At 58.0% G+C, this 19,691-nt stretch carries 21 protein-coding genes; 13 read left to right on the top strand and 8 right to left on the bottom strand.

Annotated elements, in window-relative coordinates:
* The first annotated feature begins 20 nt into the window (after positions 1–20).
* The 9 genes from RUA4292_RS20215 (at position 21) to RUA4292_RS20175 (ending at position 8,909) form a co-directional block, all read left to right on the top strand.
* On the top strand, positions 21–839 hold the full coding sequence (locus tag RUA4292_RS20215; protein WP_058275088.1) for an ABC transporter ATP-binding protein: 819 nt from the start codon (positions 21–23) through the stop codon (positions 837–839).
* A 29-nt stretch (positions 840–868) separates the two neighbouring features.
* On the top strand, positions 869–1,855 hold the full coding sequence (locus RUA4292_RS20210) for a branched-chain amino acid ABC transporter permease (protein WP_058279216.1): 987 nt from the start codon (positions 869–871) through the stop codon (positions 1,853–1,855).
* Positions 1,856–1,858: 3 nt separating this feature from the next.
* Complete coding sequence (locus RUA4292_RS20205) at positions 1,859–2,116, top strand: hypothetical protein (RefSeq protein ID WP_058279215.1); 258 nt, start codon at positions 1,859–1,861, stop codon at positions 2,114–2,116.
* Between the two features lie 3 nt (positions 2,117–2,119).
* Positions 2,120–3,196 (top strand): branched-chain amino acid ABC transporter permease, encoded by a 1,077-nt coding sequence (locus RUA4292_RS20200; protein ID WP_058279214.1) that lies wholly within the window; start codon positions 2,120–2,122, stop codon positions 3,194–3,196.
* Between the two features lie 75 nt (positions 3,197–3,271).
* Positions 3,272–4,552: an ABC transporter substrate-binding protein gene (locus tag RUA4292_RS20195; protein ID WP_058279213.1), complete on the top strand. Its 1,281-nt coding sequence runs from the start codon at positions 3,272–3,274 to the stop codon at positions 4,550–4,552.
* 75 nt (positions 4,553–4,627) lie between these two features.
* The gene (locus tag RUA4292_RS20190) at positions 4,628–5,461 is read left to right on the top strand and encodes an ABC transporter ATP-binding protein (protein ID WP_058275083.1); all 834 of its coding nucleotides are present in this window, start codon (positions 4,628–4,630) and stop codon (positions 5,459–5,461) included.
* Between the two features lie 19 nt (positions 5,462–5,480).
* Complete coding sequence (locus RUA4292_RS20185) at positions 5,481–6,698, top strand: phenylacetate--CoA ligase family protein (RefSeq protein WP_058279363.1); 1,218 nt, start codon at positions 5,481–5,483, stop codon at positions 6,696–6,698.
* A 119-nt stretch (positions 6,699–6,817) separates the two neighbouring features.
* Complete coding sequence (locus RUA4292_RS20180) at positions 6,818–8,482, top strand: ABC transporter permease (RefSeq protein WP_058279212.1); 1,665 nt, start codon at positions 6,818–6,820, stop codon at positions 8,480–8,482.
* 76 nt (positions 8,483–8,558) lie between these two features.
* Positions 8,559–8,909 (top strand): DUF2794 domain-containing protein, encoded by a 351-nt coding sequence (locus RUA4292_RS20175; protein WP_058275250.1) that lies wholly within the window; start codon positions 8,559–8,561, stop codon positions 8,907–8,909.
* Here the strand turns inward: RUA4292_RS20175 and RUA4292_RS20170 are convergent.
* From RUA4292_RS20170 to RUA4292_RS20160, 3 genes are all read right to left on the bottom strand, one after another.
* Positions 8,906–9,643: a C40 family peptidase gene (locus RUA4292_RS20170; protein WP_058279211.1), complete on the bottom strand. Its 738-nt coding sequence runs from the start codon at positions 9,641–9,643 to the stop codon at positions 8,906–8,908. The two genes, RUA4292_RS20175 and RUA4292_RS20170, sit on opposite strands and share 4 nt — an antisense overlap.
* Positions 9,640–11,022 carry a leucyl aminopeptidase family protein gene (locus RUA4292_RS20165; RefSeq protein ID WP_058279210.1) on the bottom strand — a complete coding sequence of 461 codons (1,383 nt, stop codon included), beginning with the start codon at positions 11,020–11,022 and terminating at the stop codon, positions 9,640–9,642. Before RUA4292_RS20165 ends, RUA4292_RS20170 begins: the two co-directional genes overlap by 4 nt.
* 63 nt (positions 11,023–11,085) lie before the next feature.
* The gene (locus tag RUA4292_RS20160; RefSeq protein WP_058279209.1) at positions 11,086–11,466 is read right to left on the bottom strand and encodes a hypothetical protein; all 381 of its coding nucleotides are present in this window, start codon (positions 11,464–11,466) and stop codon (positions 11,086–11,088) included.
* A gap of 153 nt (positions 11,467–11,619) precedes the next feature.
* Between RUA4292_RS20160 and RUA4292_RS20155 the strand changes: the two genes are divergently transcribed.
* The 3 genes from RUA4292_RS20155 to RUA4292_RS20145 all read left to right on the top strand — a co-directional run bounded on the left by RUA4292_RS20155 (position 11,620) and on the right by RUA4292_RS20145 (position 14,117).
* A complete protein-coding gene (locus RUA4292_RS20155; protein WP_058279362.1) occupies positions 11,620–12,270 on the top strand; it encodes a carbonic anhydrase in 651 nt (216 codons plus the stop codon).
* Between the two features lie 104 nt (positions 12,271–12,374).
* On the top strand, positions 12,375–12,911 hold the full coding sequence (locus tag RUA4292_RS20150) for an SRPBCC family protein (protein WP_058279208.1): 537 nt from the start codon (positions 12,375–12,377) through the stop codon (positions 12,909–12,911).
* Positions 12,912–12,971: 60 nt separating this feature from the next.
* Complete coding sequence (locus RUA4292_RS20145) at positions 12,972–14,117, top strand: M24 family metallopeptidase (protein WP_058279207.1); 1,146 nt, start codon at positions 12,972–12,974, stop codon at positions 14,115–14,117.
* Here the strand turns inward: RUA4292_RS20145 and RUA4292_RS25415 are convergent.
* The 4 genes from RUA4292_RS25415 to RUA4292_RS20130 form a co-directional block, all read right to left on the bottom strand.
* Positions 14,107–14,244, bottom strand: coding sequence for a hypothetical protein (locus RUA4292_RS25415; protein ID WP_233493507.1), 138 nt, complete (start codon positions 14,242–14,244; stop codon positions 14,107–14,109). The two genes, RUA4292_RS20145 and RUA4292_RS25415, sit on opposite strands and share 11 nt — an antisense overlap.
* 20 nt (positions 14,245–14,264) lie before the next feature.
* Complete coding sequence (locus RUA4292_RS20140) at positions 14,265–15,287, bottom strand: aspartate-semialdehyde dehydrogenase (RefSeq protein WP_058279206.1); 1,023 nt, start codon at positions 15,285–15,287, stop codon at positions 14,265–14,267.
* Positions 15,288–15,398: 111 nt separating this feature from the next.
* Positions 15,399–16,433, bottom strand: a complete 1,035-nt coding sequence (locus RUA4292_RS20135) for a glycosyltransferase family 4 protein (RefSeq protein ID WP_058279205.1) — start codon at positions 16,431–16,433, stop codon at positions 15,399–15,401.
* A 23-nt stretch (positions 16,434–16,456) separates the two neighbouring features.
* The gene (locus tag RUA4292_RS20130) at positions 16,457–17,629 is read right to left on the bottom strand and encodes an MFS transporter (RefSeq protein ID WP_058279204.1); all 1,173 of its coding nucleotides are present in this window, start codon (positions 17,627–17,629) and stop codon (positions 16,457–16,459) included.
* A gap of 139 nt (positions 17,630–17,768) precedes the next feature.
* Here RUA4292_RS20130 and RUA4292_RS20125 point away from each other — a divergent pair, with 139 nt between their 5' ends.
* Positions 17,769–18,911 (top strand): DUF3095 domain-containing protein, encoded by a 1,143-nt coding sequence (locus RUA4292_RS20125; protein ID WP_058279203.1) that lies wholly within the window; start codon positions 17,769–17,771, stop codon positions 18,909–18,911.
* 4 nt (positions 18,912–18,915) lie between these two features.
* On the opposite strand, the gene RUA4292_RS20120 is transcribed toward RUA4292_RS20125, so the two are convergent.
* Entirely contained in the window at positions 18,916–19,686 is a 771-nt protein-coding gene (locus RUA4292_RS20120; protein ID WP_058279202.1) for an HpcH/HpaI aldolase family protein, read from the bottom strand.
* Between the last annotated feature and the right edge of the window lie 5 nt (positions 19,687–19,691).

Below are 19,691 nucleotides of genomic sequence, written 5' to 3'. Positions count from 1 at the left end.
CGCAAGTCAGGGAGTGACTGATGCTGGATAACTCCGAAGGATATGTCACCGAAGACGGCCGCAAGATCGGCGGCGTGGTGATGGAGATGAAGAACATCACCCTGCGTTTTGGCGGTGTGGTGGCGATCAAGGATATCTCATTCGACATTCGTGAAGGCGAGATCCGCGCCATCATCGGTCCGAACGGCGCCGGTAAATCCTCGATGCTGAACGTGATTTCGGGGTTCTACATCCCGCAGGAGGGCGAGGTCTGGTTCCATGGGGCAAAGCGTCCGCAGATGCGCCCTTATGAAGTTGCGCGGCAAGGTATTGCTAGGACGTTCCAGAACATTGCCCTTTTCGAAGGCATGAGCGTGCTGGATAACGTCATGACCGGGCGGCTGAACTATATGAAAACCAACCTCTTTCAGCAGGCCATGTGGAAGGGCAAGGCTGAGGCGGAAGAGGTTGAAAACCGCGAAGCGGTCGAGAAAATCATCGACTTTCTCGAAATTCAGCACATCCGCAAGACGCCGGTTTCCCGCCTGCCTTACGGGTTGAAAAAGCGGGTCGAGTTAGCCCGCGCTTTGGCGGCCGAGCCTAAGCTGTTGCTGCTGGACGAACCAATGGCCGGCATGAATGTTGAAGAGAAAGAGGACATGAGCCGCTTTATTCTCGACGTGAATGACGAGTTTGGCACCACCATCGCCCTGATCGAGCATGACATGGGCGTTGTGATGGACCTGAGCGACCGCGTGGTCGTGATGGATTACGGCAAAAAGATCGGCGACGGCACCCCGGACGAGGTGCGCAGCAATCAGGAAGTCATCGACGCCTATCTGGGGGTGAGCCATGACTGAGCAACTGACAGACATGAGAGGGGGCACACATGCCTGATCAGCTGATTTTCGCGATGGAGGTTTTCCTCAACGGTCTTATGGCCGGTGTGCTGTACGCTCTGGTCGCGCTGGGCTTTGTATTGATCTACAAAGCGTCTGGAATCTTCAACTATGCTCAAGGGGTTATGGCCCTGTTTGCCGCCATGACGCTGGTCGGGATCATGAACGGGCAGGTACCGTTTGCCCACTTGATCAACGCGACTTTCGGGACGCATATCCACAAGTTCGGATGGAATGTACCTGCGTTTGTGGCGATTATCCTGACGATGGGTGTCATGGTTCTGCTGGCCTGGGCGGTACAGCGCTTTGTGATGCGGCATCTGGTCGGGCAAGAGCCAATCATCCTGTTCATGGCGACCATCGGCCTGGCCTATTTCCTTGAGGGCGTGGCTGACCTGATGTGGGGATCCGAGATCAAGACATTGGATGTCGGCCTGCCGCAGGGTATCAACTTGTGGATCGATGAGACCACGTTCAACATTTTTGGCTACGGCTTCTTTATCGACAATCTGGACCTTGTGGCGACGGTGATAGCCGCGCTGCTGGTGACCGCACTGGTCGCGTTCAGCCAATACACCAAGCAGGGCCGGGCGATGCGCGCCGTGGCGGATGACCACCAGGCGGCTCTGTCGGTTGGCATCTCGCTGAACTTCATCTGGATCATGGTGTGGTCGGTTGCGGGTTTTGTCGCGCTTGTTGCGGGCATCATGTGGGGTACCAAGTCGGGCGTACAGTTCTCACTGTCGCTGATCGCGCTCAAGGCGCTGCCGGTGCTGATGTTGGGCGGGTTCACCTCAATCCCCGGTGCCATCGTCGGCGGACTGATCATCGGTGTCGGTGAGAAACTGTTCGAGTTTGCCATCGGCCCACTGGTCGGCGGTGCGACCGAGAACTGGTTCGCCTATGTTCTGGCGCTGATCTTCCTCGTGTTCCGGCCGCAGGGCCTGTTCGGTGAAAAGATCATTGAGAGGGTGTAGGACGTGACCAAGCTGATCGCCATCATCAACGTGATCGCGTGGGCCGGGTTCTGGGCTTTTGGCTACATCGCGCTCACTTCGGACGATTTGACCGAAGGCCAGTTGGTGATTGCAGCAATTCTGGCTTTTGCCGGGCTCGCCATGGGCATCCTGGCTTACATGAAACTTGTGCGCGCCTCAGAGGCGAGCGGATATGCAAAAGGCTCCAAGCAGCTGAACGCCGAGGCCCGCAACCGGGCGCAGGAAGAATGGGGAAAGTAAGACATGTTTTATCGTGAGGCCGGGGATTTCAAAACCTCCTACACAGATGACAGCCAGACCTTTCCGATCAAGTTCGACCGGTATCGGTATTATGTGGTTCTGGCGGTGGCTTTCGGGATCATCCCGTTTGTTATCAATGACTACTGGGCCAATGCGCTGTTACTGCCCTTTTTGATTTATGCCATTGCGGCGATCGGGTTGAACATCCTTGTGGGGTACTGCGGGCAGGTATCCTTGGGTACCGGTGGCTTCATGGCTGTGGGTGCCTATGCCTGCTACAAGCTGATGACCTCATTCCCGGATGTCAGCATGTTCATCCATGTCATTCTGGCTGGCGGCATAACGGCCATTGTCGGTGTGCTGTTCGGCCTGCCAAGTCTGCGGATCAAGGGGTTTTATCTGGCGGTGGCCACGCTGGCGGCGCAGTTCTTCCTTGTGTGGCTCTTTAACCGGGTGCCGTGGTTCTACAACTATTCGGCTTCGGGTCAGATCAATGCGCCGGAACGGGATGTGTTTGGCATCATCATCACCGGTCCGAATGCACCGGCATGGGCCACCTATATCTTCTGCCTGATTTTCTTGGCCGTCAGCGCCCTTATCGCGCGCAACTTGACGCGCGGCACGACGGGCCGGACATGGATGGCGATCCGTGACATGGACATCGCGGCCGAGATCATCGGGGTGAACCCACTGAAGGCCAAGATGAGCGCCTTTGCCGTCAGCTCGTTCTTCATCGGCATCGCAGGAGCGCTGTTCTTTGCAGTCTATCTGGGCGCGGTCGAGGTTGGCGAAGTCTTTGGTATCCAGAAATCGTTTCTGGTGCTGTTCATGATCATTATCGGCGGGTTAGGGTCTATTTTCGGATCGTTCGCCGGTGCAGCTTTCCTTGTTTTGTTGCCGGTGGTCCTGAAAGTGGTGGGCGTCGACGTTCTAGGCTGGCCCACGGATATCGTGGCGCATCTGCAGTTAGTGATCGTCGGCGCGCTGATCATCATGTTCCTGATCTTGGAACCGCACGGGCTGGCACAACTGTGGCGCGTGGCGAAAGAGAAACTCAGACTATGGCCGTTCCCGCACTAAGGGGTCGGCCCAATGAAAAAACGGGCGGCACAAGCCCGAACGCAACATCGGACTAACCAAGGGAGGAGACACCCGATGAAATTGAAACTGGCAACCGCGGCGCTGAGCGCCCTGATGGCTGCAGGACCCGCTCTGGCGGATCTTGTGATCCCCGATCTGAGCTATCGTACCGGGCCTTACGCCGCTGGCGGCATTCCGTTCTCGGATGGCTATAACGACTATTTCACCCTGCTGAACGAGCGCGATGGCGGCATCGGCGGTGTTCCGATCCGGATGGTCGAATGCGAAACCGGCTACAACACCGAAAAAGGTGTGGAATGCTATGAAGCCACCAAGGGCGAAGGCGCTTTGGTGTATCAACCGCTGTCGACTGGCATCACCTATCAGCTGATCCCAAAAGTCACCGCAGACGACATTCCGCTGCACACGATGGGTTATGGCCGGACCTCGGCCAAGAATGGCGACGTGTTCAGCCATACCTTCAACTATCCAGCCAACTACTGGGACGGGGCCTCGGGCGCGGTCAATTACCTGCTTGAGGAAAATGGTGATGACCTGAGCGGCAAGAAAATCGCGCTGGTCTACCACAACTCGGCCTATGGTAAGGAACCGATCCGCACTCTGGAAGAGCTGTCAAAAAAGCACGGCTTTGAACTGGTCGCCCTGCCGGTCGATCATCCGGGTCAGGAACAGAAGTCGCAGTGGCTGCAAATCCGCCGTGATCGTCCCGACTATGTCCTGATGTGGGGCTGGGGGGTTATGAACCAGGTTGCCGTGCAAGAGGCCGCCAACATCCGGTTCCCGATGGAAAACTTCATCGGCATCTGGTGGTCCGGTTCTGAAAACGACGTGCTGCCAGCGGGCGAAGCTGCCAATGGGTACAAAGCACTAACCTTCCACAACGTTGGCACGGACTTCCCGGTCTTTGACGATCTGCAGAAACACGTTGTCGATGCAGGTAAGGCTGCAGGCGCGGGTGATCAGGTTGGCACGGTTCTGTATAACCGTGGTCTCTATGCGGCTGTTCTGGCTGCCGAAGCCATCAAGAAAGCCCAGGAAATCTCGGGCAATGCGGAAATCACCCCGTCTGAGATGCGTGCCGGTATGGAAGCACTGGAGATGACAGAAGAGAAGATGGCCGAACTGGGCCTGGCGAACTTTGGTCCTACCTTCTCGGTCTCATGCGAAAACCACGGCGGTGACGCCCTTGTGGGTGTGACGCAGTGGGATGCAGCGAACAAGACCTGGACGCTGATCTCGGACTTCAAGCAGACCGATGGTGAAGTGATCGGCGCGCTGATCGATGAAGATTCTGCGGCCTATGCAGCAGAAAACAACATTGAAGGGCGTTGCTGATATAGCGCTTTGAACAACCCGGGGCGGCGGCAGACCGCCGTCCCGAACCCCACACTCGCTTAAGGACACGCGCAGATGCTGGATGCGGCACAAACCACTGACACCAAGTCGGAAACCCTGCTTGAGGTCAACAATATCGAGGTGATCTATAATCACGTGATCCTCGTCCTGAAAGGCGTCAGCCTGACTGTGCCCAAGGGCGGTATCACGGCCCTGCTGGGCGGTAACGGCGCGGGCAAGACGACTACGCTCAAGGCGGTGTCGAACCTGCTGCATTCGGAACGCGGTGAGGTCACCAAGGGTACGATCGAGTATCGCGGCACCAGCGTGCATGAAAGCGATCCCGCCGATCTGGTGGAAAAGGGCGTCATCCAGGTGATGGAAGGCCGCCATTGTTTTGAACACCTGACGGTTGAAGAAAACCTGCTGACGGGCGCCTATACCCGCAAGGATGGCAAGGCAGCGATCCAGCAGGACCTTGAACTGGTCTACACGTATTTCCCACGCCTCAAGGAACGCCGTCGGTCGCAGGCAGGCTACACTTCGGGTGGTGAGCAACAGATGGTTGCAATGGGTCGGGCGTTGATGTCGCGACCCGAAACGATCCTGCTGGACGAACCCTCGATGGGTCTTGCGCCGCAGTTGGTCGAAGAGATTTTCGGTATCGTGAAGGACCTGAACGAGAAAGAAGGTGTGTCCTTCTTGCTGGCCGAACAGAACACAAATGTGGCTCTAAGGTTTGCGCATTACGGCTATATTCTGGAATCCGGGCGCGTCGTGATGGATGGTCCGGCAGCAGATTTGCGCGAAAACCCAGACGTGAAAGAGTTCTATCTAGGCATGTCCGACGAAGGCCGCAAAAGCTTCCGTGACGTGCGATCTTACCGCCGCCGCAAGAGGTGGTTGTAAGCGAATGGAGGATCTGGCGATGACCTACTACGATGCTCTCGAAACCCGATCAGCCGATGAACGCTCCGCTGATCAGGCGCAGGCGCTGCGTACTCAGATTGACCGCGCCCTGTCCTCACCAGGCTTCGCTGCGCATCTGGCGGATGCGGATACCAGCGCGGTGATTTCAGCCGACGATCTGGTGAAACTGCCGGTATTGCGAAAATCCGATCTGGCGCAAGCACAGGCGTCCCGCCCGCCATTTGGCGGATTCACGGCCAAGCCGGCGCGGCACTTCCATCATGTGTTTCAGTCGCCCGGTCCGATTTATGAGCCCGGCAGCACGGATCATGATTGGTGGCGCATGGGGCGTTTCCTGAACGCCGCCGGCGTCGGTCCCGGAGATATCGTGCAAAACTGTTTCGGCTATCACCTCACGCCAGCTGGTATGATTTTTGAAAGCGGCGCGCGCGCGGTAGGGGCCGCTGTGCTGCCAGCGGGTACCGGCCAGACCGAATTGCAGGTGACCGCGGCGCGTGATGTGGGCTGCACGTCTTATGCGGGCACGCCGGATTATCTGAAGGTCATTCTGGACAAGGCAGATGAGATGGGCGTGGCCCTGAACTTCTCGAAGGCTGTTGTGGGCGGCGGCGCGCTGTTCCCATCTTTGCGTCAGGACTATGCTGATCGGGGTATTTCCTGCCTGCAATGCTATGCCACGGCCGATCTGGGCAACATCGCCTACGAGAGCGCCGCGATGGAAGGGATGATCATCGACGAACATGTCATTATCGAGGTCGTCACCCCTGGCACCGGAACACCAGTAGAGCCGGGTGAGGTGGGTGAGGTTGTGGTGACCTCTCTGAACCCTGATTACCCGCTGATCCGCTTTGCCACGGGTGATCTGTCCGCGATCATGCCGGGCGTGTCGCCCTGTGGGCGGACCAATCTGCGTATTAAAGGCTGGATGGGTCGCGCAGATCAGACCACCAAGATCAAGGGCATGTTTGTGCGCCCTGAACAGGTGGCAGCATTGGTCGATAAGCACGAGGAAATCGTCAAAGCCCGGGTCATCGCCGCCCGTCAGGGAGAGATGGACACGATGACCGTTCAGATCGAAAGCGCGGGAGGCGACGATATGGCCTATGCCAAATCCGTGGTCGAAGTTCTGAAACTGAAAGGCGCAATCGAGGTCGTAACCCCCGGATCACTGCCGAAGGACGGGTTGGTGATCGAGGATCAACGCGTTTACGAATAACCCCGAGCCATGTCTGCGGCAGTACGTGCCGCAGTTTTGTTTTTCCTGCACTGGTGTTTCTTAGCATTTTGGTCGATTAAAGGCTGATCAATAGCCAACGCCAGTTACAATCCAGGTCCATGGCCGAAATCGACTATTCAGAACACGGAAAACGCAATCGCGGCGCGCTGGGCACCCGGTTGGTGGCCACTGTGGCCTATATGGTGGCAGCGGCTTGTCTTCTGCCGATGGTCGCGGTTGTTCTGGCGGCGGTGACGGGGGGTACGGAAACGGTCTCGCATCTGTTCGAGACGGTTTTACCCGGGTATGCACTGACAACCGTGATCCTTGTCGTTTTGGTGGCTATGGGCACGTTCTCTATCGGGGTGGGCGCGGCGTGGCTGGTGACGATGACACGCTTTCCCGGTGTGCGCTTTCTGGAGATTGCGCTGGTCCTGCCGCTGGCTTTTCCGGCCTATGTTCTGGCATATGCCTATACGTTCATTCTGGATCACCCCGGTATCGTGCAGACCACGCTGCGCGACGTGACGGGTTGGGGGCCGCGCGACTATTGGTTCCCGGAAATCCGCTCGACCGAGGGCGCGGCGGTGATGCTGATCCTAGTGCTCTACCCTTATGTCTATCTGCTGGCGCGGGCCGCGTTTCTGCAACAGAGCGCCACCGCTTTTCTGGCCGCCCGTGCACTGGGCAAAAGCCCGTGGTTGGCGTTCTGGCACGTGTCTTTGCCGATGGCCCGCCCGGCCATTGCCGGTGGTGTCCTGCTGGCCATCATGGAAACCATCGCCGATTTTGGAACCGTCGCCTATTTTGGCGTTCAGACCTTTGCTACGGGCATCTACACAAGCTGGTTCTCGATCGGCGACCGGGCGGGTGCGGCGCAGTTGGCCTTGTGCCTGCTGGGCTTTGCGCTGGTCATGGCCGTGGCCGAGCGGACGCAGCGCGGCAAGGCAAAGTACTATCAGGCAGGCAAAAGCCATGCCTCGCTGCCTTCGGCGCAACTTAAGGGCTGGCAATCCGCAGCTGCCATAACCTTGTGCGCTATTCCCGTGGTGCTGGGGTTCTTGCTGCCGGTATTTATCTTGATCCAGATGGGCCTGACCTCGGAACAAAACCTACTGTCGCGGCGATATCTCGGGTTCATTCAAAACTCGCTGACACTTGCAGGAGTGGCCGCCGTGGTCACGGTTTGCGCCGCGATCTGCGTTGGGTTCTTTCAGCGCCTTCGCCCGGGTCGGGGATCATCGACCACAGGCTATCTGGCGCGGTTGGGCTATGCGGTGCCTGGAGGCGTGATCGCCGTTGGCCTGATGGTACCCTTCGCCAGATTCGACAACGCGCTGGATTCGTGGATGCGCCAGACGTTCGACGTCTCGACGGGTCTGCTGGTGACCGGGTCGATCTGGTTGCTGGTTGCAGCTTACATGGTGCGCTTTCTTGCGGCAGCGCTCAGCGCGTATGAAGGCGGGCAGAGTACTGTGCACGCCAATATGGATGCCGCGTCCCGATCTTTGGGCCAATCGCCGCTGGGCACCTTGCGCCGTGTGCATCTACCAATACTGACACCCTCGCTGCTGACAGCCTTGCTGATCGTATTTGTGGATGTGATGAAAGAGCTGCCCGCGACCTTGATCATGCGCCCATTCAACTTTGATACGCTTGCGGTCCAGGCCTATCGTCTGGCCTCAGACGAGCGGTTGGAGGGCGCAGCGGTTCCCTCGCTTGTGATCCTGGCAGTTGGGCTTTTGCCGGTGATTCTGATCTGTCGGCAAGTTGGGCGGCGGTAGGACGAAACGATTCAAATTTACCACACCTGTTGGCACCGGACTTGATTCAAATGCGTTTTCCGGCAAGGCTGAGGGTATGAACATGCAGCCTCCCAGCCGGTTTTCTGCAAACTCGGCCCAGATGCCCGTCGCGTTCGACCGGCGCGAGATGTCACATATACTGTCTGTCTATGGCAAGATGGTCGCCGCCGGAGAATGGCGTGACTATGGCATTTCCAACCTGCGCGATATGGCAGTTTTTTCCATTTTCAGACGCACGGCAGAGCATCCGATCTACCGGGTCGAAAAACACCCTCGTCTGCGGTCCAAACAGGGGATGTATTCGGTGATCGGCATGGACGGGCGTATCTTGAAGCGAGGCCATGACCTGCGCACCGTGCTGCGCGTGTTGGAACGCAAGCTGATCCGGTCGGTTGACCTTGATTAGAGCCTTTTGTGGGCTGTTACAGACCCGTCGCCCTGCTCCAGAATCCGTGTGATTGCTTGATCCATCGGCTCGAACGTCACGTCCATGTGGTAGGCGTTGGCATGAAGCAGCATGTTCTCGCCATAGACCCATGCCACGTGGCCTTTCCAGAACAACAGATCCCCGCGCTTTGGTTCAGTCCCGGTAGGCAGCGCCATACCCAGTTCGCGTTCCTGATCGCTGCTATCACCGGGGCAGGGTATGCCGCAGGCCAGCAAACCGGCCTGAACCAACCCGGAACAATCAATACCGAAGCGACTGTTTCCCCCCCAAAGATAGGGTGTGCCCAGAAACAGCTCGGCCACCGCTACGGGATCGGTCAGGTGAGTTGCGCTGAGTTTGGCGTGAATCGCCGGAATGAACCCCAGTTCTGTTTCCAGAAACCTATTCTGTTCCGACAGCACGCATAATTTGCTGCCGAAACTCAGCGATACGCGGTCCTGGCTTTTCATGTCGGGCTGTTTATAGGCATGTGTCGCGGGCGCGGTGACCCAGTGGGTCTGTTGCGCCTCAGGTCCCAACTGATCGGACCTGACCCAACCGGGATAACCGTCCTTGTCCGAGGTGATCCGGCTCCACCCATCGGTTTTGTCAACAACATCTACCGGGTCACCAAACAACAGCTGCCGGTCCCTGGGGCCATTCGGGCTGCGCAACAAATCAACAACCGGCTGTATGACGCGCAGGCGGGTCATAGGTTCAGAATCTCGGGCAGGGCGGTCAGCAAGGCACGCGGCCCTTGGCCCAGACCGCCTTTGCTGCGTCCGGGGGCCTTGCTGGGCTGCCAGGAATAGATGTCGAAATGCATATAGCGGCTGTCACCCACAAAGCGGCGCAAGAACAGGGCCGCGGTGATCGAGCCTGCGAACCCACCTAATGGAGCATTGTCCAAATCAGCAATGCCGGGTTCGATCATCGACTCATAGGGTTCATGGAAAGGCATCCGCCAGACAGGGTCGGCCGATTGCCGACCAGCGTTGGCCAGCGCGTCTGCAGCGCCATCGTCATCGGTGTAAAAGGGCGCCAGATCGGGGCCAACCGCGACGCGCGCGGCACCGGTCAGCGTCGCCATCGAGATGATCAGGTCAGGTTCACCCTCATCCGCCAGCGCCAATGCGTCAGCCAGAACCAGCCGCCCTTCGGCGTCGGTGTTGTTAATCTCCACCGTCAGACCTTTGCGCGACGTCAGGATATCCCCCGGACGGAAGGCATTCCCCGCGACCGAATTCTCAACCGCTGGGATCAGCACGCGCAGTTGCACAGGCAGCTTTGTTGCCATGATCATCCGCGCCAAACCCAGCACATTGGCCGCACCGCCCATATCCTTTTTCATCAGGGACATCGAATTTCCTGGTTTCAGATTCAGCCCGCCAGTGTCAAAGCACACACCCTTGCCGACAAGGGTCAGTTTGGGCCCGGTGTTGCCCCATGTCATCTCGATCAAGCGCGGAGCTTGCGCGGCGGCGCGTCCGACAGTGTGAATCAGCGGGAAATTTTGATCCAACAGGTCGTCGCCTTTGATTACCGAACAGGACGCGCCGAATTCCTGCGCCAAATCCTCGGCTGCGGCCTGCAGCTGATCCGGTCCCATGTCCGAGGCCGGTGTGTTGACCAAATCGCGGGTCAGCGCCTCGGCATTGGCCAGCGCCTCAATTCGCGCGGCATCGACGTCTTCCGGTGCGATGAGTCGCGCCTTGGCGGGTGATTGATTGGCGTAACGGTTAAAGGCATATCCTGTGAGCAACCAACCAAGGCACTCGTTGCTTATCGCATCAGCGGGCACACCTGATGCGATGTGATAGGTTCCCTTCCGCAAGGCTTCGGCCGCCGCTGCCAACGGGAACCGTTTGCGCGCGCGCTTGTTGCTATTTCCGTAACCGGCCAAGGCCATTTCGGGCGCACCATCTGATTGCGGGATCAGCAGTGCCTGCCCCATGGCCCCGGTGAATCCATTGGCCTCGACCCACGATGCGATGTGGCTTGGCTGGTCTTGCAGCCAATTGTCGAGATCGGGTTGCGAAATGACATGCAGCGGAACAGAGGGTTCGGACGGCGAAGCGAAGGACAGGGTCATGTGTATCTCGGCTGGTTCGAATTACGCTCAGCCTAGCCGCCCACGATCCGTCCGCAAGCCCCGTCAGAGGGAAAGATCCTGCTGATCCCAGATCACGGTCAGCGATTTCTCACCTACACGGATCAGGCGCGACAGGGTGGCCCCCGTCGCGACCGCATCCCCAACATCCACAGATTGCGCCACATCACCGGCGACTCGGGCCAGCGCGGTCATGCCAATCTGTTCGGCGATGGCCACCAATGACCGGGCGCATTTGCGCAGCCCGGCCCAGTCGCGCTGACGCCAAAATCGCTCGCAGTTTGACAGGCGCACGGCCAATTCCTCGACGGTACGGCACAAAACATCCAATGCGTTCTTGTCGCCCAATTGGTGATACAGCCCGTTCAAGCGGTCCGTATCCAGCCGAACGGTTTCCTTTTGTTCAAGCGTGACTATTTTATCCACCACATCTACCCCAATTCTCTACGCCCCCACGGCATAGCTGGACATTGACGGTAGAATCCTTTGCAAAACCTTGCGTCGATGCTGGAAAATGGGTCGAATTTTCTGCGAATTCAGGTTACAGCAGCCGACAGACAAAAGAACGGGGACATGAGAATGGACTTAGCCAAACCTCTGCCGACCTATCTGGTCAAGCGGTACCACGGGTGGAAAGCCACCACCTATTCGGAAAACCAGGTTTGGTATCGCCGCCTGGCCACTGAAGGGCAGCGCCCGCGTGCGATGGTGATTTCGTGCTGTGACAGCCGGGTCCACGTGACATCGATCTTCGGTGCCGATCAGGGCGAGTTCTTTATTCACCGCAACATCGCCAACCTTGTGCCACCTTATGCGCCGGATGGCGATCACCACGGCACCAGTGCAGCAATCGAATATGCGGTCACGGCACTGAAAGTCGCGCACCTGATCGTTCTAGGCCACTCGCAATGCGGAGGTGTTCAGGGCTGCATCGACATGTGCAAGGGAAAAGCCCCGCAACTGGAGGCGAAAGAAAGCTTTGTTGGCCGCTGGATGGATATCCTGAAACCGAAATATGACCTGGTTGCCGATGTTGAAGACAGCGTCGATCAGGCACGGCAGTTTGAACGGCAGGCAGTCGTGGCATCGCTGGAGAACCTGATGACCTTTCCCTTCGTTTCCTCTGCGGTAAATGACGGCTCGCTGAGCTTGCATGGGCTGTGGACCGACATCGGTGAAGGTGGCTTGCAATGTTATGACCCGGCCGAGAAGAAATTCGTGGTTGTCTAAACGGGCTGACATCTGAGAGTTTTCGAATGGCGCGGATCAGGTCTCTGATTTCGCGCCATTTTTTGCTATGATCGAAACCACACTCTTTCGATCAGGAGCGCGTCATGCGATTCATTAAACGTATTTTCATCACTCTGCTTGTTCTTATTCTGGTTCTGGTTGGTGTGTCTTACCTTTTGCCGGGCAAGGCCGTACTGTCCCGCAGCATCACGATCAACGCACCCGCCGGCGCGATCTTTCCTTACGTGAATTCGATGCAGGAAACTGAAAAATGGTCACCTTGGTTGACGCGCGATCCCGAAACCCAGCTGTCCTACAGCGGCCCTGAGGCGGGCGTCGGCAACACCTTGAATTGGGCATCTGAACACCCGCAGGTTGGTACTGGGTCACAGGAAATCGTCGAAAGCGTTCCGGATCAAACCGTCATAACGGCGCTTGATTTCGGTCCGATGGGGTCCGCATCGGCCTCCTTCGATCTGACGCCCGAGGGTGAACAGACTCAGGTTACCTGGGGGTTCGAATCCGATCTAGGCATGAACCCCATGTCACGCTGGATGGGACTGATGATGGATAAATGGGTCGGCGGAGATTACGAGCGCGGTCTGACAAACCTCAAAGCATTGGTTGAGCAGAAGGGGTGAGCGGCAAAAGCCCGAAGTCTCATAAAATGCTCACCGTAAAGACTCAGGAGGCAGCCGTTGATGTTTGCTAAGAGGATGCAAAAGTTCCAGAGCCATATGTGTGAATCCGGAATCGACGTTGCCCTCGTTACGGACGACGACAACGTCTACTATTTGACCGGTTACTACGACTACCTTCACATGGAGTTCGGCAGACCAACGATCCTGGTCGTGCACAGCGATGGGGAATGCCTGTTGATAACGCCCACCATTGATCTGAACGCAGCCCTCTCTTTGGCAAAAGTCGGGCGTATCGCCGCGTGGAACGACGGAATGGGCGGCGAGTGGAGAGCCGAACTTCCCACCGCAGTAAAGGGCGCGTTAAGTGTCGGGGTTGAACCCGATCTTATGCCACCGGTTGTTCGCGCCTTTGTGGAAAAACTTGTTCCTTTAGACCGGATGGTCAGCGTCACGCCAATACTCGCTGAGATGCGCATGATTAAGTCCGTCGATGAACTCAAGTTGGCCCGCCATGCGGGGCAGGTGGCCATGGCGATGATGGAGGCCGGACGCAATACCATTGGAGATGGAGTACCGGAATTTGAAGTCGCGCTCGCGACGTCTCAGGCGGGCACACGAAAGGCTGCAGAGCTTCTAGCTGCGCATTACGATGCGGCAGATATGTCTCCCAACACTCATTTTCTGCAAATCATGGCCTCGGGAGACACCATCACCAAAACCCATCATCGCGCGACCACCCGGATCATGAGACGAGGCGAGCCGGTATTTCTTTGTTTCTGCGGAATGACCAATTTCCACCGTTTCAAACTGGGCTTCGACCGCACTTTCTGGATCGGCGAGATCGTGGATAAGCAACAAGAACGCATCTACGAAGTTGCTGTTGCCAGCCAAGCGGCAGCGTTAGATGCTCTGCGTCCGGGCGTGACCGCCGAAAGCGTACATGCTGCCTATGCAGAAGCCATTCAGGGCGCGGGGTATGAGTATCCGTTTCGATGTGGACGTGCGACGGGATTTAGCTATCTAGAGAAACCGCAGTTGGTTACTGGCGACACGACCGTCTTGCAGCCTGGAATGATTTTTGCCGTAGATGGGTCGGTAACAGCGGATACGTTTCGTGCGCAGGTAGGCGACAGTTTCATTGTTACGGAAGATGGCTGGGAAGCTGTAACCAAACATCCAAAGTCGTTGGATGCTGTCATTCTCTGAAGACTTTGATCGTATTCTTCACAGGTTCAAAACGCCCGCCGTCTTCCATCCCTTTGTCCGAAGCTGGTGGCCGTGAATTGGCTATACGCAAAAAAGAACCCGCCGTGTCGGCGGGTTCTTCTGACATAACGACTTTGGAGTGTATGATCAGCCCTTCTTCAGAACCTCACGGCCCAGAAGTTCCGCAATCTGCACTGCATTCAGCGCTGCACCTTTGCGCAGGTTGTCTGAAACGCACCACAGGTTGATACCATTTTCCACGGTCGAGTCCTGACGGATACGGCTGATGAACGTGGCAAAATCGCCCGCGCATTCGATCGGCGAGACGTAGCCGCCGGGTTCGCGCTTGTCGATCACCATGATGCCCGGAGCTTCGCGCAGGATGTCGCGGGCTTCGTCTTCGTCCAGGAATTCCTCGAACTCGATGTTAACGGCCTCAGAATGGCCAACAAAGACTGGAACGCGGACGCAGGTGGCTGTGAGCTTGATCGACGGATCGACGATCTTTTTGGTTTCCACAACCATCTTCCACTCTTCCTTGGTCGAGCCGTCTTCCATGAAGGCGTCGATCTGGGGAATGACGTTGAAGGCGATCTGCTTCTGGAACTTGTTTGGTGGCACGTCCGTAGTGGGATTATAGATCGCTTTGGTCTGATCCCACAGCTCGTCCATGCCTTCCTTACCGGCGCCAGACACCGACTGATAGGTCGACACGACAACGCGCTTGATGCGCGCGCGGTCATGCAGCGGCTTCAGCGCGACAACCATCTGCGCGGTCGAGCAGTTGGGGTTCGCGATGATGTTCTTGTTTTTGTAGTCGTGGATCGCCTGCGGGTTACATTCCGGTACGATCAGCGGAATGTCCGGGTCATAACGATAGAGCGACGAGTTATCGATCACCACGCAGCCAGCTTTGGCCGCCTTGGGGGCGTAGACCTTGGTCGCCTCGGACCCTACGGCAAACAGCGCCATGTCCCAGCCGGTGAAATCGAACGTGTCCAGATCCTTGGTAGTGAGTGTCGTGTCGCCAAAGCTTACTTCGGTGCCCAGCGAACGACGGCTTGCCAAAACAGCAAGTTCATCAACGGGGAACTGGCGTTCAGCCAGAATGTTCAGCATTTCGCGGCCCACGTTACCCGTGGCGCCGACGACTACGACGCGATAGCCCATTTCATGTCTCCAATGTTAAGGACGCGCGTTCATAGCCGCGTTGCAGCAAATAAAAAAGAGTTTTCGGGGTTTATTTCGCGCAATGGCACCGATTTGACGTGGCGCATCGCCTCAGGTGTCGGTCAAAAGGCGTTCATAGAGCGCGACAAGCGTCTTTGCCTCACCACTGATGTCGAAATTCTGCTCGACATGGGTGCGGGCTGCGATACCGGAATGGGCAAGGGATTCGCGGTCGGACAACATCTCGGCGGCGGCTTCGGCCAGCGCGGGGATATCACCAGGTTCGACCACTCGGCCCAGCGACGGGTCGGTGACGATCTCGGAGAACGCGCCGACATCGGTCGCAACAACCGGCACGCCGCAGGCCATTGCTTCCAGCGGCGTCAGGCCGAACCCTTCCCACCGTTGCGGGGCGATGAACAGGTCCAGCACCTGATACCATTCGGCGATCTGATCGACGGTCACCTCGGGCATGAACAGAATGCGGTCGGACAGGCCCGCCTCGGCGACCTTGTCTTTCAGTTCGGTCAGGAAGCTGGTGTGCTTTTCCGTGGCGCGGCCCATGACGATGCCATGGACGTCGTCAAAGCGGCCGCACAGTTCGATCATTGCATCGACGAAAGCATCGGTGCCCTTCTGGTGACGAATGCGGCCGTAGCAGCCCAGCAATAGACCATCTGGCAAACCCAGTCGCGCCCGAACTGCAGCTTTGTCTTCGGGCGGTGTGAAATCCTGCAAGTTGATGCCATGCATGATGACTTGCGCATCCCTCTCCAGATACCCGGCGGTTTTGCGAGAAGTTGCGACGACCGCGTCCATTTTGTCGATCAGCCATTTGGTGTAGCCGCTATGCGCGCGTTGCGAGGCGCTGGTGAACAGCAGCTTCAATCGCAGCCGCAGCACATTGCGCAGGATCAGGCCCAGCAGCATCTCGGTATTGCGGCGCGCGTGCCAGACGCGCAGTGTTTCGCGCGACAAAAAGGGCAGGCGGCCCAGCGGGATATGTGGGATGTCATCCGGCAGACCCGGCCCGGTGGCCGCGATGTCGATCCATTGCACTTGCAGCGGCACCAACCGGGCAATCGTGGCGGTCACACCCGAAAGTCTGCGTTTGAGGTTGGGGGCAATGACGCGCGGGTCGGACATGGACACTCCTGGCAGTTCCAGCGTTAGTCGACGCTGTCGCCGCTGAACAAATAGATCACGCAGCCGATGGCCAGCGTGACCGCAAAAAAGCCGAATATCGCTGTGTAGGGCGCGGTCGGGCTGATGTCCACCGTGGCGGCATGGATGCGGCCGGTGACGAATTGCGCCAGTCCTACACCGCCAATGCCGAAGAGGTTCAGCAGGGTCATGCCGCGCCCAACCAGATGCGGCGGCACAAAGGCCCGGCCATGAGCCATGATGACCGGGAAGCTTGCCCCCAGAAACCCGATCGCTGCCATCAGGACAACCGCCAGCCAAACTGCGTTGTCGACCCAAAGGCACATCAGAACCAGCCCCACTGTGCCCAGCGCGTTGCCGCCAAAGATCACCCATTTTCGCGTGCCCAGCATTCGATCGAGCGGCCCATACGCAAAGGTACCTGCAATCATCGCCGCCCCCATGATCAGGGTCGCTGTCCCGATCTGGGTGGTGCTAAGGCCGAAGATATCGCTGAGGTATGGCCCGGCCCAAAGGCCGCGCGTTGCCGCCGACGGGGCATAGGCCACCAGCATCAGCGGCAGGATCGCCCACAGCGCGGGTTCTTTCAGCAGGTCCAGCACCGATCCCCTGTGTTCGGTCTCGACACGTTTGGGATCATGCACGCTGAACCAGATGCCCAACGCGATCGCGGCGGAAAAAACGGCCAGCATTCCCATCGTGGCGCGCCATCCCATCAGCTCAACCGCCAGCGCAGTAGGGTACGAGGCAACCAGATTGCCGACCGATCCAACGCCCAGCATGACAGCCGCCAAAGTGGCGAAGCGGGCAGATGGGAATTCGCGGGCGAAGATATAGTAAGATGCCATCAACACCGGTGAGCAGCCGACCCCGATCAACCCCATGGCGATGGCGATGTGAAAAGGGGAGCTGGATAGGGCAAACAATGCCGCTCCGCCGGCACCACCGACCAGCAGCAAGACCGCCGCCGTCAGGCGCGGTCCAACTCGGTCCAGTGCCCAGCCTACGGGCAACTGCATGGCGGCAAAGATCAGAAACCAAAGACCTGACGCAAAGGCCAGATCCTCGGGTGTGGCCCCGATATCGCGCCCCAGATCAACACTGAGAACCGCGAGAAAGGCGCGAAAGAACTGGCTGAGCACATAGCCCAGGCACAACACCACCAGACCTGCCTTCATGAAAACCCTCTCCCCCAAACCGGCGAAGAAATGCTTGGCACGTCACGGTGCCACACACAAGCGCGTGTGCTATACTGATTTTGCCGGACAGTGATCGCATTCGGGCTATCCTTGTCCTTACCGAATATCCGAGGTGCCAATGAAAGACGCCCAGGCCGCGTTCTATGACAGTCTTCCCCTGTTGCGGGACTTTACCGGTTTGGTGGATCCGGCGCGTTTCTCTGCTGTTCCGGGCGATTGGGCGTTGGGCGTGGCAGATATCGTCGACTCCACCGGTGAGATTGCAAAAGGGCGATACAAGACGGTGAATATGGTCGGCGCGGCGGTGATCTCGGCAATGATCAACGCGCTGCACGGCAAGGAGTTTCCTTATGTTTTTGGCGGCGACGGAGCCGGATTCGCCGTGCCCGCAAGTGAGATCGACACCGCCAAAGCGGTATTGGCAGACCTCAGGCGCTGGGCGGACGAAGAATTCTCGATCTCGCTGCGCGCGGCGTTGGTTCCGGTTGCCGAAATTCGTAAGGCCGGAAAGGACCTGCGGGTCGCGCGTTATGCGCCGTCTGATGGGGTGGATTACGCCATGTTCTCGGGTGGCGGGTTGGCCTGGGCTGAGGCGCAGATGAAGGCTGGTACCTTTATGGTGCCGCCTGCCAAACCTGGTGCACAGCCCGACCTAACCGGTTTGTCCTGCCGGTGGTCCAACAGCAAGGCACGCAATGGTCAAATCGTCTCGATCGTCGTTCAGCCCACAGCAAATGCGACCGAGAGTGACTTTGCGGATTTGGCCCGCTCGGTTCTGTCAGCTTCAGAGGGGTTGGAGCGTTCGGGTCATCCAGTACCAGAAGATGGCCCGCCGATCAGCTGGCCACCTCCGGATGTTGGCCTGGATGCCCGCGTATCACGAGCTGGGAACAATTTGTTGCTGCAGCGGATCAAATTGCTGGGCCAGAACTTTTTGATCGCCCTGTTGTTCACATCGGGCAAACGGTTGGGCAATTTCGAACCCGGTCACTACAAGCGTATGGTCAGCCGAAACGCCGACTACCGTAAATTCGATGATGGGCTGAAAATGACGCTGGATTGTGACGCTGCCACGTTGACGCAAATCCGGATGATGCTTGAACAGGCACGCGGACAAGGCAAGATCCGCTATGGGCTGCATGCGCAAGACGAGGCAATGATGACCTGTATCGTCCCCTCGGCGACGCGCGACGATCATGTTCACTTTGTGGATGGGGCATCAGGTGGTTATGCGCAGGCCGCGGCCACCATGTACGCCTGACGCGCTATTTCGCCTTCCATTTCGCCGCCAGCGCCCGGGATGCCTGCGCCAGCAACATCACATCAATGCCGACCGCAAGAAACTGTGCGCCCATTTCATAATAGGCTTGGCTGGCCTCGTCATTGGTGCCCAGAATGCCGGGCGCTTTGCCCGCGGCCCTGATCCTTGTGATGGCATCCGCAATGACAGCGCGCACTTCCGGCGCTGCGCTGTTTCCTTGATATCCCATGTCGGTGGACAGATCCGCTGGGCCGATAAACACCCCGTCGACGCCTTCGACCTTCAAGATATCATCCAGCGCAGCCATTCCGGCGCGGTTTTCCACTTGCACCAAAAGGCAGATTTGGTCGTCTGCAGATTGAATGTACTCGGGGATCGAGCCGTACATAGTCGCCCGGGCCGCACCGGCGCCAACGCCACGCACACCCGTCGGGGGATAGCGGCAGTCCCGAACCAACTGTCGCGCCTGATCGGCGGTTTCAACCATCGGTACCAGAACGGTTTGCGCCCCGGCATCCAGCACCATCTTGATCAAAGCGGTGTCGCCAACCGGAACCCGCACCACCGGATGCGAGGAGCTGGCAGCCAACGCCATAAGCTGATCACGGATTGATCGGATATCGTTCGGCGCGTGTTCACCATCAATGACCAGCCAGTCGAATCCGGCGGTGCCCATAATTTCGGCAGTGATGGATTCGGCAAAACTCATCCAGCAGCCTATCTGCCGATCACCCTGTATTAGAGCCTGTTTGAAGCTGTTTTTTGGGACTGGCATGGCCG

The sequence above is a fragment of the Ruegeria atlantica genome (assembly GCF_001458195.1).
Taxonomy (GTDB): Bacteria; Pseudomonadota; Alphaproteobacteria; order Rhodobacterales; family Rhodobacteraceae; genus Ruegeria; species Ruegeria atlantica.
This window is presented reverse-complemented; position numbering and strand designations above follow the sequence as displayed.

Coding starts and splice junctions, on each gene's coding strand:
- RUA4292_RS20215 (WP_058275088.1), top strand. CDS start 21: ATGCTGGATAACTCCGAAGGATATGTCACCGAAGACGGCCGCAAGATC.
- RUA4292_RS20210 (WP_058279216.1), top strand. CDS start 869: ATGCCTGATCAGCTGATTTTCGCGATGGAGGTTTTCCTCAACGGTCTT.
- RUA4292_RS20200 (WP_058279214.1), top strand. CDS start 2,120: ATGTTTTATCGTGAGGCCGGGGATTTCAAAACCTCCTACACAGATGAC.
- RUA4292_RS20195 (WP_058279213.1), top strand. CDS start 3,272: ATGAAATTGAAACTGGCAACCGCGGCGCTGAGCGCCCTGATGGCTGCA.
- RUA4292_RS20190 (WP_058275083.1), top strand. CDS start 4,628: ATGCTGGATGCGGCACAAACCACTGACACCAAGTCGGAAACCCTGCTT.
- RUA4292_RS20185 (WP_058279363.1), top strand. CDS start 5,481: ATGACCTACTACGATGCTCTCGAAACCCGATCAGCCGATGAACGCTCC.
- RUA4292_RS20180 (WP_058279212.1), top strand. CDS start 6,818: ATGGCCGAAATCGACTATTCAGAACACGGAAAACGCAATCGCGGCGCG.
- RUA4292_RS20175 (WP_058275250.1), top strand. CDS start 8,559: ATGAACATGCAGCCTCCCAGCCGGTTTTCTGCAAACTCGGCCCAGATG.
- RUA4292_RS20170 (WP_058279211.1), bottom strand. CDS start 9,643: ATGACCCGCCTGCGCGTCATACAGCCGGTTGTTGATTTGTTGCGCAGC.
- RUA4292_RS20165 (WP_058279210.1), bottom strand. CDS start 11,022: ATGACCCTGTCCTTCGCTTCGCCGTCCGAACCCTCTGTTCCGCTGCAT.
- RUA4292_RS20155 (WP_058279362.1), top strand. CDS start 11,620: ATGGACTTAGCCAAACCTCTGCCGACCTATCTGGTCAAGCGGTACCAC.
- RUA4292_RS20150 (WP_058279208.1), top strand. CDS start 12,375: ATGCGATTCATTAAACGTATTTTCATCACTCTGCTTGTTCTTATTCTG.
- RUA4292_RS20145 (WP_058279207.1), top strand. CDS start 12,972: ATGTTTGCTAAGAGGATGCAAAAGTTCCAGAGCCATATGTGTGAATCC.
- RUA4292_RS25415 (WP_233493507.1), bottom strand. CDS start 14,244: ATGTCAGAAGAACCCGCCGACACGGCGGGTTCTTTTTTGCGTATAGCC.
- RUA4292_RS20140 (WP_058279206.1), bottom strand. CDS start 15,287: ATGGGCTATCGCGTCGTAGTCGTCGGCGCCACGGGTAACGTGGGCCGC.
- RUA4292_RS20135 (WP_058279205.1), bottom strand. CDS start 16,433: ATGTCCGACCCGCGCGTCATTGCCCCCAACCTCAAACGCAGACTTTCG.
- RUA4292_RS20130 (WP_058279204.1), bottom strand. CDS start 17,629: ATGAAGGCAGGTCTGGTGGTGTTGTGCCTGGGCTATGTGCTCAGCCAG.
- RUA4292_RS20125 (WP_058279203.1), top strand. CDS start 17,769: ATGAAAGACGCCCAGGCCGCGTTCTATGACAGTCTTCCCCTGTTGCGG.
- RUA4292_RS20120 (WP_058279202.1), bottom strand. CDS start 19,686: ATGCCAGTCCCAAAAAACAGCTTCAAACAGGCTCTAATACAGGGTGAT.